Here is a 13983-nt window from a genome sequence, read left to right as displayed (position 1 = left end):
TAAGCCATTTATCCTAATAACTGATTCATGTTCATGATCGGCAATAATATCGCCATTACAATCATCATAACAACTCCACCCATAACAAGCAGCATAATCGGCTCAAACAAGCCAACCATGGCACTAATCCAGTTATTGGTATCATCCTCTTGCTGCCTTGCTGCTTTGGAAAGCATAATATCCAAATCACCACTGCGCTCGCCACTGATAATAAGCTGAAGCATCATTGGAGGGAGTAACTTTGTTTTATTCAGCGCATCTCCAAGAGACCCACCTTCTCTAACGCTTTGCTGAGCTTTGGCTAGCCGTTTCTGAATACTTCTATTTGCCGATACCTGCGTCGCTATGGACATGGCCTCCACAAGCGAAACACCACTTGTCGTTAGCATGGAGAGCGTACTAATAAAACGCGTAACTTGAACCGTTTTTATCATGCTTCTAAGTCCAGGAACAGCCAACACCCAATGGTCTCGAAGCGTACGAATCGATTCTTTTTGAATCAGTACAATATACAGTAAAAGCAACACAATAAAGATAACAAATGTGACTTTACCATTACTTTGAAGCCAGTTACTGATGGCAAGCATCACTTGTGTAATTTGAGGTAGAGCGGCGTCTTGACGCTCAAACACCGACACAATATCCGGCATAACAGAACCAAGTAAAAAGACCACTATACTGATCGCAACAATGGTCAAAATAGCAGGGTACAACATCGCCATTTGAAGCTTTTGCTGATTACCGCGAACACGTTCGCTATAATCCGCTAACTGCATCAACACTTGAGGTAAGCCCCCTGATTCTTCACCCGCCTTAATACTGGCGCGAAACAGAATCGGAAACGCCTTAGGGTATTCTGCTAATGCACTAGCCAGAGGGTGACCTTCTAGAACCTTAGAACGAATGGCGAGCAACATACTGCGTATACGCTGCTTCGTGGTTTGTTGAGCGACCCCTGACAGGGCTTCTTCAATCGGCATTCCCGCATCAATCAGTGTCGCAAGTTGACGGGTTACTAGCGCACGTTCTTTTACATCAATAGAAGGTGAAAAAAAGCTGCTCTTCGTTTGCTCTTTTCCCCTTCGAGCATCGATTAACACCAGACCTTGATCACGCAGACGTTGACGTAAAATCCGTTCATTGTCCGCTTCAAGTACGCCCTTTTTTTTCCTACCTTTATGGTTTAAGGCCGTGTATTCAAATGCTGCCATACTCTTGCTTAACCCTTAATAATATTATCTAAGACAGCTTAATCTTTGCCGCCTTCGTGTGCGACACGAAGCACTTCTTCTAAACTTGTATGGCCTAACAATACTTTTTGAATACCGTCATCTCGTAAACTAGCATGGCGAGCGCGCGCTGCTTTTTCTAACGCTTGCTCACCTGCCTGTGAATGCACAAGCGACTGCACCGTTGCGTCCATCTCCAGTATTTCATACAAACCTAATCGACCGCGATAACCCTGACCAAAACAGTGTTCACATCCAACAGGGTGATAATGAGTCACGTCTTGATCTGTCGACACCTTCATTAGAACCTTGGTTGCCTCATCGGCAATTTCGGGCTTTTTACAGTGGTCGCATAATTTACGCACTAGACGCTGCGCTATAACACCAACAACAGAAGACGAAAGCAGGTAGGGCTCTACCCCCATATCTTGTAATCGCGTAATCGCACCCGAAGCACTGTTTGTATGGAGTGTAGACAACACTAAATGCCCCGTTAAGGAAGCCTGAACAGCAATATCAGCGGTTTCTTTATCTCGAATTTCACCTATCATCACCACGTCAGGATCTTGACGCAAAATGGCCCTAAGACCGCGAGCAAAGGTCATATCCGCTTTGGTATTAACCTGTGTTTGCCCTATGCCTTCGATATGATATTCAACGGGATCTTCGACCGTCATAATATTTCGCTGGCCATCATTTAAATAACCGAGAGAAGCATACAGGGAGGTTGTTTTACCAGAGCCTGTCGGCCCCGTCACCAAGATAATACCATGAGGGCGTGAAATAAGTTGTCGCAGCGTTTCACGGTCTTTATCAATCATCCCCAGATGCGTGAGATCGAGTCGACCAGCTTGCTTGGACAATAAGCGCATAACGATACGCTCACCATGCGTAGAAGGCAAAGTAGACACACGAACGTCGACTTCCTGACCCGACACGCGAAGGACAATACGCCCATCTTGAGGGATGCGTTTCTCAGCAATATCGAGTTTTGCCATGACTTTTATACGCGACACTAACATAGGCGCTAATGCTCGCTTCGGCTGAATAATTTCGCGTAATACACCATCCACTCGAAAACGCACCAACAATCGGCGTTCGAACGTCTCGACATGAACATCCGACGCGCCTTCCCTAACCGCCTCACTTAAGATGGCATTAATCAGCCGAATGATAGGGGCATCGCCCTCACTTTCGAGTAGGTCTTCGTTCTCTGGGATCGACTCTGCAACCGAACTTAAATCCAAATCATCACCGATGCCTTCGGCATCTGCGAGTGTTTGGCCGCCTTCACGCTGGTAAAAACGAACGACTTCAGCATCAAACTCAGTATCGGAAATTTCGACAAAATGAGGAGAGATTGGTGCAAGACGGCGCGCTTCCGACTTCGCCGCCAGTGTTGCTGAAGATCGATATTTAAGGTGCCAACCTTCATGATCCTCAAGCAACAAAACACCTTTTTCTTTAACAAAACTGTATGAGAGGCTGATCAAACTCTATTTCCTTACAAATAACCCATCACACACAATGTACTAGAAGTTCCAGTAAGCTGAAAGCCCTACGTTCCAATAACTTAATTCATTCTCTGGAATGGACACATAACGATCACGGCCAGGGTCAACACCTTCAGATGCAGTAACGGAATTGCTCGAGCTATCGGTATACACAGTGCCTCGTGTCGCCTCGATCGATTGTTGTCGAGTAATAAACAACTGTTTCAATTCGGGTCTTATCCGATAAAAGTAATTTGCAGTCGCCATGACACCAACATGTTCAGTAAATCGCCAACCGTATCCTGCACTAAATCCAACATCAAAACCCTCAAAAGAAGAATCAAAGGTTAAAGTGGGTTGTGAGGTATTTACCACGCTGTAGTACATCGGAATACCAACAGTCGCTCCAAACTGCAGACGGCTCCCTAATTCACGAGTTTTAAATAAAGTGTCGTATTTATAACCTGCCTGTAAGGAAAAACTAGTAAAGGTCTCTGTAAAGTTACGAATTTTCCCAGTTGGATCCGCACCATAAGCAGCATTTAACGCTTCGTATGTATTGGCAGCAGAGGATGTTCCATCACTTGTTCCTACGTAAGGCGACAAATTCGCCCTATTAAAGTCATCTAAAGAGCTTCCTGCATCAAAACCAGAGCGATCAAGACTCGACTGTGTATAGCTTGCACCAAAGACAATTTGATGACCATTATTTAGTAAATAACCGCCTAATATATCGAGCGCCTGGTGTTTTGTAGATGCTAAGTCTCTTTGATATGTTCCATCTACAGAGTATGTTGTTGAATCTGTCGGATCAACATTAGAGCCTGATGCTTTCCATGATTCATTCGCCTGATCAGATGTCAAGGTACTAGTATTATTAATATAAAAACCAAAACGATCTCCAATTGGTGTGTACCCACCCGAATAGTTGAAGATGTTTGTTGTTGTAGGGCTTGTCTCAAATTTAACGCCGCTTGAAAGCGTGCCGCCTTCTTTATAAGTAATTTGGCCTGCATTAAAGCCGATAAAAGTGAAGGCTTCGTTATTAATAGCAGCAAACAGTGTTGGGGATACAAGCAATGCTACGGAAGAGATGAACACTTTTCTCATACACTTTCTCCTTACATAAATATAAAAAAGCCGCTTATAAAAGCGGCTTTTAGCAAGTCAATATTTAGAATACATTCACTGTTAGGAACGCATTTCCGCCGTTTACGCCACTCGCTGTAAAAGATTTACATCCATCACCATTGCTAGGAGAGGACGTATAGGAAGCTAGTCCCCAACCTGCAGCCGTATCTTTGGCTGTAGAATCGCCTACGATATCCGAATACCAAGTCGCGTTTTCATCAAAAGCGGAGGATGTGAAAAGAAAGTTACCGTATTCACTGCTTCCTGGTGCTCCTGGCGTGCCAAGTCCTAGGTATTTTCCAGTGTCTGCCGTCGCAACAGCCTGAACTCGATATGCTTTTATTTGGAAGTTACCGTAGGCACTTGTCACTTCAACGACTTCTTCACCCACTTTTGTCCATTCCGCTTCTATAAGGCCTGTTTGCTCCTCACTTCCATCTTTAAAGGCATAGCATACTTTAGCATTCCCTTTGCCAGCACTCTCTGAATACGCATCAAAGAACAAAATCACGCGACCTTTCTCGGTACTTGAGTCCTGTCCTGACATAGAAAGGAACTGATTCGACCAAATATCCGAGCTGATATCTTCAAGTGCTGCAACTTCAACGATAGTGTTAAGATTACCTGTAGTTATAGTGCCATCACCTAACTGATCTTCAAGCAAGCCAACGTCCACAGTCTTCAAACGTATTTCATTATCAAAATCACTTAGCAAAATATTGCTGTTAATAATGTTTACGCCATAAGCGTTAAGAGTGCCCACATCAGCACCCTGATCGGCCTTCTCGACGACCGTCGCTGTTAGAATACTGGCTGTTTTAAAGAGACTTTCATTTGTTGCTTGATCTAGGTAATCATCAGCAACACGTGCCGTCGATTCAGCAGCCTGCCGTGCTCGGGCCTCCGCGGCATCAAGAGCAGCTTGTAGCGAAGTAGTGTTTACATTCGTATGTGTGTTGATGATATCTTGCTGAAAACTTGTCTTCGCGGTAGTAATGATAGTGCTCAGGTTCTGTGTTTCCAAACTAGATAAGAAATTATCTGCACTAGAAGGCGATGTAAGTTGAGCAGCGATACTGTCGTAAATAAATGACGATGCGTCGTTCGTCCTTGCTTCAACACCAGTACTACCTAACTCAATGCCGTTAACACTCTCAGCTGCATTATTTAAGACGCGGTTTCCTGCCTCAACAGTTTGTGCAAGCTTAACGGCAGCTTGTCGCATTGTAACGGCATTTGAATCACTACCAGTCTGAGTAATGTAGTTGTATGTGTTCAAATCTATTGTCGGCGTACCAGTTTGACCAAATACAGCCACCAACACGCGCTCTTGAGCTTGTGCAATACTCAATGAAAGATCTGAATTCGTGGCAAGTGACGTCGCCATTGTCGTAAGAGGGGTTAAGTTGAGTGTCGTTTGAGTTGAGCTGGTATCAATTACATTGCTTAAAGAACCATCCCAAGACTCCTGAGTCGCGGTATCTGTTCCGCCAATCGACTGCAACGTTAGTTGATTCGTCAAACCAACACTAAAACTAAATCTTCCCTCTGAATTGGTCGCTCCGCCTTTTTCAAATGAGTCTTGTACGCCATTACCGTTCAGATCAGGGTAGACGTAAGAACCCGAGATAGCATCATCAATAACCAAACCAGTAAAACTAGTTGAGTTAGAAGCTTGAGAGTCTTGATCACTTCCACCACCGCCACATGCGGATAGCATCGTGGTCGCAATAATAACCGAAAGCGCGACAGGGCTTTTTTTAAACTGAATCATGTTAAACTGAATCATGTTAAACACTCCAATTAAAATGCTGTTTGAAAACCAAGAGACAAATTAAGGCTACGTGGTGCTTCAGTACCATCAACTTTTATGGTTTCGAGGCCATAAGCTAGATCCATGCTAAAACGCTTGAATAATGACATACCCAAGTTTGCGTAGCTTAATTCACTTCCTGCCATGTTTTTTCGGTAGCCGATTCGAAAACCTGGAGCCCAATTACTATCACCATAATACGATGCTGATATAACCGCCCACTGGTATTGATCGCCTACAAAATCATTCACTTCAAACAAGTCATACGAAGTCGCTAACGTCCATTGCTTATCTGACAGCGCCACTGCTCCGTCAATTGTCACCTGCCTCTCCATCACATGTGTTTCGCTTGAGGCAATCTCTCCTCGGCTAGCAAACTGTGCAGCAACAACACAGTTATCTATTTGAGTACCCGTTAGACTTGAACAGTTTTGACCAATAATTCCATAATCAAATTCTGGCTCATTTAGGTTGGTTGCCGTTAAGCCAAGTTGATAGTTTTCTGCAACCCATATCGCACCAACATCAAGACCCACACCAAATGTACTTTCTTGGTTATCTTCAAGCGAATCTGAAAATTCATCACCAATATCGTCGTCTTCTTGCAGAACCAATAACGCCTTACCCAACGTCAAGTAATGTGCATGTAGCTTCGCACCACCAACAAGCATTCCGTATTGATTTGCCCAAATGTCTTTACTGTAACCAAATGAAAGATTCAGATCTGCACCGTCTTTAACATAAACGGACGACTGGGTCTGTATTGATTTTCCTTGAATTTCCGCTTCTTCAGCCAGAAAACTGCCTTTTACTAAACCAGTCAATGATGCATCAAACATAAAAGCGCCATACTGAGGGCTTCGGTATATCATCGGAAAAAGAGGGATTTGAGACGAAAACATGCCTTTACCTGTTGCATTTTCATCCATACTAGAGATCAGTTCGTTAACATCACGCAAAGCCTTGTCTACATCTTCGGCAGTCTCCAGTTCCTTATCGAGTGTTTCATCCAACTCGTCAATTTTCTCTTCCAGTGAGTCAACTTGCCCAAATTCATAACCAAAGGCCATTGGGCCAAACAAGCCCATACGGAATCGATCGCCGTCTTTATTATTTACCATTAGAAATGGCGCAGCAGGATTATAAAGCGCAGTCGATAGCGCTCGCTTATTAACAGACGTACCAAGCGTAAAACTTGATCCGGTAGGTTGATAGATAGGAGACGCAGCAAAACTAATACTACTCGCCAACGATGTGGCTAGGAGGAGCCCTTTTTTCATATAAACCTCTAACTTTGACTTTATCGAAGTTTCCCAGAGAAAGAGAAAACCGTTAACTGCTTTATTTGCACATTTATATAGTTTTAGCACAAATTAACGTAAAAATATGACACAAAGCTTACTTAGTTTTTATATTATCGACCAAATACTGATTTTGTTAGCTTTATTGTGCAAATTTTTTTAAATATAACGTAACGCTAATTATTTTTGAGCCCCTATTTGGGGTATGAAAGGAAGTTTCTTAAGATAAAATTCTTGGTTTCAATATGAGCTAAGAGCTGAAAATGAAAAAGCCCAACTAGTCACATCGACTAATTGGGCTTTTGTCTGTAGTGCTTCTGCCTATAGTGCCATTAATAAAAAGCACTAAAGCTTAAAACACAGCGATGACCAATATTGCTTACTGAGCAAATGTTGCTTTTTCTTCTTCTGTCACTTCTTTCATCGAAAGCTTGATTCGGCCACGAGCATCGACATCTAGCACTTTAACGATAACGTCTTGACCTTCTGCCAGCACATCTGAAACTGCGCGGATACGCTCTTCAGCTATCTGAGAGATGTGCACTAAACCGTCCTTACCAGGAAGAATATTCACGAATGCGCCGAACTCAGCAAGACGAACCACTTTACCTTGGTAAAGCTTGTCAATTTCTGCTTCTGCAGTAATTTCATGAATTTTCAACAATGCAGCATCAGAAGACGCTTTGTCTGCTGCGTAAATACGCACCGTACCGTCATCATCAAGGTCGATAGAAGCGCCTGTTTCTTCGGTAATGGAACGAATGGTCGCGCCGCCTTTACCAATAACATCACGAATTTTTTCAGGATCAATTTTAACCGTTGCCATAGAAGGCGCATTCGGAGACACTTCTGGGCGAGCGTAACCAATCACAGTTGCCATTTCACGTAGAATATACTTACGAGCGTCCATCGCTTGTGTTAATGCAATGTCCATGATTTCTTCGTTAATGCCTTCGATCTTGATGTCCATCTGTAAAGCAGTAATACCTTCTTCAGTACCCGCTACTTTAAAGTCCATGTCACCAAGGTGGTCTTCATCGCCTAGAATATCAGTCAGTACAGCAAAACCGTCGTCTTCTTTTACAAGACCCATTGCAATACCAGCAACAGGTGCTTTTAGAGGAACACCGGCATCCATCATCGACAAACTTGCACCACATACAGATGCCATAGAGCTTGAGCCATTCGATTCAGTGATTTCAGAAACAATACGAATCGTGTAAGGGAATTCGTCTTCGCTCGGAAGAACCGCTTGTACGCCACGACGAGCCAAACGACCATGCCCAATTTCACGACGACCAACACCACCCATACGACCACATTCGCCAACAGAGTAAGGAGGGAAGTTATAATGAAGCATGAAGCTGTCTTTATTCTCTCCAGCAAGACCATCTGAAATTTGAGCATCACGGCTAGTACCTAACGTACAAGTTGCAATTGCTTGAGTCTCACCACGAGTAAACAGAGAAGAACCATGTGTCTTTTTAAGAAGCCCTACTTCAACGTTGATAGGACGAACTGTTTGATTGTCACGGCCATCGATACGCGGCTGACCATCAATAACGCGACGACGTACAATGTTCTTTTCTAGCTTAGCAAATGCACCCGTAACGTCAGCTTCATCGTATTCGCCTTCTTCGGAAACCAATGCAGCTACCGCAGCTTCACGAATCTCACCAAGTTTGGTGTAACGCGCCATTTTCTCACTGATACCATAAGCTTCTTCGATTTGAGTAGCAAAGCCCAGTTGAACGGCGTCCGTTAAACCTTCTTTTGCCGCTTCTGCAGTCCATTCCCAGCGAGGCTTGCCTGACTCAGAAACAAATTCATTGATCGCAGTGATTGCAGTTTGCATTTCTTTGTGTGCGTAAAGTACTGCACCCAACATCTCGTCTTCAGTAAGCTCTTGAGCTTCTGATTCCACCATAAGAACAGCGTCTTTAGTACCAGCAACAACCATGTCCAACAAAGAACCATCAAGCTCACTGTTTGATGGGTTTAATAAATAACCCTCTTCATCATTGAAGCCAACACGAGCTGCACCAATAGGACCATTAAATGGAATACCTGAGATAGCAAGTGCAGCAGAAGTCGCCAACATCGCTGGAATATCTGCATCAAGATCAGTATTGGTAGACATAACCGTACAAACAACCTGTACTTCGTTCATGAACCCTTTAGGGAATAATGGACGAATAGGACGGTCGATCAAACGAGAGGTTAGTGTTTCTTTTTCAGAAGGACGGCCTTCACGTTTTAAGAAACCACCAGGGATTTTACCGACAGCGTAAGTACGCTCTTGGTAATGAACAGAAAGAGGGAAGAAATCTTGACCCGGCTTAGCTGTTTTAGCGCCAACAACTGTCGCCAATACTTGAGCATCGCCCAAAGTACAAAGAACAGCACCCGTTGCTTGACGAGCGATGCGGCCCGTTTCCAAAGTAACCGTTTGGTTACCAAATTCAAAAGTTTTAGTCGTAATGCTCACAAAAAGTCCTTACGTTAAATTTAGTTTACTGCGCGTTCCCAAAGACAATCTTGTTTAGCCAGTACTCAAATACATTCTTAATAAATACGCGTTTAATAAATGCTCGTATCAATAAAAACACATTTGAAGTACAGGCTGCCCCTTGGGAATCCAAATAAAAAAAGGGCCATAGTAAACTATGGCCCCCTTCGGTCTTAGCGACGTAGACCTAGTTTTTTGATCAAACTAGTGTAACGTGCTGCGTCTTTACGCTTAAGGTAATCCAACAACTTACGACGTTGGTTTACCATGCGAATCAAACCGCGACGAGAATGGTGGTCATGAATGTGAGCTTTAAAGTGACCTTGTAGACCTTCAATGTTTTTAGTCAACAATGCAACTTGAACTTCTGGAGAACCAGTGTCACCTTCAGCTACTTGAAATTCTTTAACCAATGCTGCTTTAGCGTCTGCAGACAATGCCATAATCTTAATCTCCGATATAATATGCGTTACAGAAATAAAGGATAGCCGAGCATATTTTCAGTTACCCTAGACGAGGGTGTCGCCAAGACAATTAGCCTAACAACATCTCAACGCGCGCAATAATAACACTATTTTTGCGCTAACTCACTGGTATTTATCAAGCGATGCGCCTTAATTTTGCGATCCTTGACAATCCCTAAGCCTAAAAATAAACCGTCCGACAATCTAAACAAGCGAACAAGCGAATCCGAGGTAATATTTCGCGTGTCGTTCAAAGGACGACCAAAGGTCATTTCTTTCGCTTCTTCATCTGAAAGAGACACTTTTTCGAAGTGTGATACCGCCGTATCTGATGGCATAAGACGCCCATCAAGCGCAGATTCACTAGACGTTTGCAGCGCTTCAAACTCTTCAAGCGTGAGCATGTCATTTGGATTGTATCCAGCTGTTGACACTCGATGCAGAGTTTTTAGGTGCGCCCCACAGCCCAGTGCATCACCAATATCTTCACCAATTGTCCGGATATACGTGCCCTTAGAGCAGGTGATATCTAAGGTAAGAGTATTATCCGTTCGCTCAATAACCGATAGATTTCGGATCGTCACTTGGCGACGCTTTCGCTCTATACTAATGCCTTTTCTAGCATACTCGTACAGAGGTTTTCCCTCATGCTTAAGCGCGGAATACATAGGCGGAACCTGATTAATGTCACCCCGAAAGCGATCGAGTAATGTTTCAAGCTCACTATCAGACAGTACTGGAACAGGATCCGTGCTAAGCACTTCTCCTTCTTTGTCGCCGGTCGTCGTCGTTGCACCCAACTCAATACACGTAATGTATCGTTTATCCGCATCAAGTAGAAATTGGGAAAACTTTGTAGCTTCTCCCAAACACAAAGGCAACATTCCGGTAGCAAGGGGATCAAGTGCGCCTGTATGGCCCGCTTTTGCAGCACGATACAATCGGCGCACTCTTTGCAAAGCTTGATTAGAGCTAAGACCAAGAGGTTTATTTAATAAAACGACGCCATCAACCTGACGCCATTGTGTCTTACCCATAGTTCAAACTTATTCTTCTGATGAATCCGAGCTTTGATCTTTGCGAATTGCATCATCAATCAATGCAGACATACGAGCACCATTCACAACACTTTGGTCATAATGAAAGCGTAAATGAGGCATTACTCGTAATTTAACCTCTTTAGACAATCGATGTCTTAAAAAGCTTTTAGCACTGTCTAAAGCGACTTGATTATCAGCTAACTTTTTAGGGTCTTCATCAATACCAAGAACGGTGTAGTAAACATCGGCGTAACCCAAATCTTTCGCTACACGCACTTCATTGATCGTAACAAAACCCAAACGCGGGTCTTTCACTTCGAACTGAATGAGGGACGCCAGCTCCTTTTGGAGCTGGTCACCAATACGACTAGTACGACTAAATTCGCCTGCCATTTATTTTCCCTTTATAGAGAGCGAGCGACTTCGATCGTCTTAAAGACCTCGATCTTATCACCCACTTTCACATCATTATAATTCTTCACACCGATACCACATTCCATGCCCTGACGAACATCATTTACAGCATCTTTGAAACGGCGTAAAGACTCAAGCTCACCTTCATATATAACAACATTATCACGAAGTACGCGAATTTTATCGTTACGGTAAACCGTACCTTCGATCACCATACAACCAGCAACTAAGCCAAACTTAGGTGAACGGAATACATCACGTACTTCAGCAGTACCAACAATGTCTTCACGAAGATCTGGTGTCAACATGCCAGAAAGGGCCTGCTTCACATCATCGATAATGTTATAGATAACGCTATAGTAACGAAGATCTACACTTTCACGCTCAATGAATTGTTTAGCCGAACTGTCTGCACGAACGTTAAAACCGAAGATAACAGCTTCAGAAGCAAGCGCTAATGTCGCATCAGTCTCAGTAATACCGCCAACACCGCTCGATACGACGTTCACTTTTACCTCATCGTTGCTAAGGTCTGTCAAAGACTTGATCAAAGCTTCCAATGAACCACGAACATCGGCTTTCAATACAACATTTAGCGTACGAACTTCGTCTTTACCCATTTCACTAAACAAGTTTTCAAGCTTAGCAGAGTGTTGGCGAGCGAAACGTACTTCACGGTATTTACCTTGACGGAAGTTAGCAACTTCACGAGCTTTACGCTCATCTGCCACCACAACAAATTCTTCACCGGCTTCAGGTGTACCGTCCAAACCTAAAATTTCAACAGGAATAGAAGGCCCTGCACCCTTAATAGTTTTGCCGTTTTCATCTAGAAGCGCACGTACACGCCCCATATTCAAACCAGCCAAAACAATATCGCCTTGTTTCAAGGTACCATTTTGAACAAGCAAGGTTGCAACAGAACCGCGACCTCGGTCCAAACGTGCCTCAACAACCACGCCTTTCGCAGGCGCGCTTGGCACAGCCGTAAGCTCTAGTACTTCTGATTGAAGCAATATTGCATCAAGTAGCTCATCAATACCTTCACCAGACTTAGCGGAAACGCCCACAAACTGAACATCGCCACCCCATTCCTCTGGTACAACTTCTTGAGCAACAAGTTCATTTTTAACTCGCTCTAAATCCGCAGAAGGCTTGTCGACTTTCGTAATAGCCACAACCATAGGAACTTCTGCAGCGCGAGCATGCTGAATCGCTTCAATTGTTTGTGGCATAACACCATCGTCGGCAGCACAAACAAGGATAACAATATCTGTCGCTTGAGCACCACGAGCACGCATAGCTGTGAACGCTGCGTGTCCAGGTGTATCAAGGAAACTCACCATACCATGTGGCGTTTCTACGTGATATGCGCCGATATGCTGTGTGATACCGCCAGACTCTCCTGCTGCTACACGAGTGGTACGAATGTAGTCAAGTAATGACGTTTTACCATGGTCAACGTGACCCATAACCGTCACAACTGGCGCACGTGCTACAAGCTCACCCTCGTAGTCAATCGCATCAACCACGTCGTTTTCGACCGCATTTTCATCGATAAACTTAACTTTATGACCCATTTCCTCTACAACTAACGTTGCAGTATCACGGTCTATCGTTTGGTTAATGGTCGCCATAGCGCCCATTTTAAACATCACTTTAATTACTTCCGCGCCTTTAACAGCCATTCTTTCAGCTAAATCAGCTACGGTGATACTTTCTGGGATAGCAACTTCATGAATCATTGGCGCAGTTGGTTTTTGGAAGCCATGCTCTTGCTTATTATTTGACTTCTTACTCTTACGCCCTAATTTACGGCGACCAAACTCTTCTTCACCAGTAACATCGATACGAGAATGACGTTTTGGATCTTGGTTGCGACCACGATTTGATTTGCCTTCTGAATCAGACTGCCTTGGCGCACCTTTCTTACCTTTTGGAGCAACAGCAGATTTCTTAGCGCCATCCATTGCTGGAGGTGTTGCTTTGCGATTTGTTTTAGACTCTTTTGGTTTGTCCACGAGTTCTTTCGCTCCTGTGTCGGAGCTACGCTGCTCCTTTTTTAATTCCGCTTGTTTTTGAGCTTCTGCTTCTTTTGCCTGAGCTTCTAAACGCGCTTTTTCTTCGGCTTCAGCTTTAGCCTTTGCCGCCTTTTCTGCTTCTAAACGTTCTGCTTCAGCCTTTTCAGCTGCAAGCCTAGCGGCTTCTTCCGCTTCAATACGAGCTTGCTCTTCGGCCTGACGTTTAGCAGATTCTTCCTGCTGAACTTTTAGATCATCATCCGCTTCAACACGTTTAACATAAGTACGTTTCTTTTTAACAGCAACGTTTACTGCTTTACCATCACTAGACAGCGTACTGGTTTTCTTACGTTGTAGCGTAATTTTTTGAGAACCTGTTTCTTCTTCGCCGTGCTGACGTTTTAGAAAGTTCAACAAAATTTGCTTTTCTACATCAGAGACATCTTGATCTTCCTTAGTTTGAGGAAGGCCAGCATCTTTCATCTGAGTTAGCAGCTTTTCCACTGGTGTACTCACCAATTCAGCCAATTTTTTTACGGTTTGAACTGTCATTAAGTTCCCCCTTTTA

10 protein-coding genes are annotated in these 13983 nt (G+C 43.8%); all 10 read right to left on the bottom strand.

All coding sequences use genetic code 11. The features are described from left to right. Window positions 1-8 precede the first annotated feature (8 nt). On the bottom strand, window positions 9-1211 hold the full coding sequence (gene gspF / locus MARME_RS05010; protein WP_013660168.1) for a type II secretion system inner membrane protein GspF: 1203 nt from the start codon (window positions 1209-1211) through the stop codon (window positions 9-11). Between the two features lie 38 nt (window positions 1212-1249). After that, window positions 1250-2722 carry a type II secretion system ATPase GspE gene (gene gspE, locus MARME_RS05005; RefSeq protein ID WP_013660167.1) on the bottom strand — a complete coding sequence of 491 codons (1473 nt, stop codon included), beginning with the start codon at window positions 2720-2722 and terminating at the stop codon, window positions 1250-1252. A gap of 39 nt (window positions 2723-2761) precedes the next feature. Continuing rightward, complete coding sequence (locus MARME_RS05000) at window positions 2762-3832, bottom strand: hypothetical protein (RefSeq protein WP_013660166.1); 1071 nt, start codon at window positions 3830-3832, stop codon at window positions 2762-2764. 64 nt (window positions 3833-3896) lie between these two features. Next, window positions 3897-5642, bottom strand: a complete 1746-nt coding sequence (locus MARME_RS04995) for a hypothetical protein (RefSeq protein WP_013660165.1) — start codon at window positions 5640-5642, stop codon at window positions 3897-3899. 14 nt (window positions 5643-5656) lie between these two features. Beyond that, entirely contained in the window at window positions 5657-6946 is a 1290-nt protein-coding gene (locus tag MARME_RS04990) for a conjugal transfer protein TraF (protein WP_013660164.1), read from the bottom strand. 400 nt (window positions 6947-7346) lie between these two features. After that, window positions 7347-9455 (bottom strand): polyribonucleotide nucleotidyltransferase, encoded by a 2109-nt coding sequence (pnp, locus tag MARME_RS04985; RefSeq protein WP_013660163.1) that lies wholly within the window; start codon window positions 9453-9455, stop codon window positions 7347-7349. Between the two features lie 194 nt (window positions 9456-9649). After that, window positions 9650-9919, bottom strand: a complete 270-nt coding sequence (gene rpsO / locus MARME_RS04980) for a 30S ribosomal protein S15 (RefSeq protein ID WP_013660162.1) — start codon at window positions 9917-9919, stop codon at window positions 9650-9652. Between the two features lie 128 nt (window positions 9920-10047). Continuing rightward, on the bottom strand, window positions 10048-10977 hold the full coding sequence (gene truB / locus MARME_RS04975) for a tRNA pseudouridine(55) synthase TruB (RefSeq protein ID WP_013660161.1): 930 nt from the start codon (window positions 10975-10977) through the stop codon (window positions 10048-10050). Window positions 10978-10986: 9 nt separating this feature from the next. Beyond that, window positions 10987-11373: a 30S ribosome-binding factor RbfA gene (gene rbfA, locus MARME_RS04970; protein ID WP_013660160.1), complete on the bottom strand. Its 387-nt coding sequence runs from the start codon at window positions 11371-11373 to the stop codon at window positions 10987-10989. An 11-nt stretch (window positions 11374-11384) separates the two neighbouring features. Then, entirely contained in the window at window positions 11385-13967 is a 2583-nt protein-coding gene (gene infB, locus MARME_RS04965; protein WP_013660159.1) for a translation initiation factor IF-2, read from the bottom strand. Between the last annotated feature and the right edge of the window lie 16 nt (window positions 13968-13983).

Origin of the sequence: Marinomonas mediterranea MMB-1 (assembly GCF_000192865.1) — a bacterium.
Taxonomy (GTDB): domain Bacteria; phylum Pseudomonadota; class Gammaproteobacteria; order Pseudomonadales; family Marinomonadaceae; genus Marinomonas; species Marinomonas mediterranea.
Note: the sequence above shows the minus strand (reverse complement) of the source record. Positions and strands in the feature narration are given on the sequence as shown.

Coding starts and splice junctions, on each gene's coding strand:
- gspF (WP_013660168.1), bottom strand. CDS start 1,211: ATGGCAGCATTTGAATACACGGCCTTAAACCATAAAGGTAGGAAAAAA.
- MARME_RS05000 (WP_013660166.1), bottom strand. CDS start 3,832: ATGAGAAAAGTGTTCATCTCTTCCGTAGCATTGCTTGTATCCCCAACA.
- MARME_RS04995 (WP_013660165.1), bottom strand. CDS start 5,642: ATGATTCAGTTTAACATGATTCAGTTTAAAAAAAGCCCTGTCGCGCTT.
- MARME_RS04990 (WP_013660164.1), bottom strand. CDS start 6,946: ATGAAAAAAGGGCTCCTCCTAGCCACATCGTTGGCGAGTAGTATTAGT.
- rpsO (WP_013660162.1), bottom strand. CDS start 9,919: ATGGCATTGTCTGCAGACGCTAAAGCAGCATTGGTTAAAGAATTTCAA.
- truB (WP_013660161.1), bottom strand. CDS start 10,977: ATGGGTAAGACACAATGGCGTCAGGTTGATGGCGTCGTTTTATTAAAT.
- rbfA (WP_013660160.1), bottom strand. CDS start 11,373: ATGGCAGGCGAATTTAGTCGTACTAGTCGTATTGGTGACCAGCTCCAA.
- infB (WP_013660159.1), bottom strand. CDS start 13,967: ATGACAGTTCAAACCGTAAAAAAATTGGCTGAATTGGTGAGTACACCA.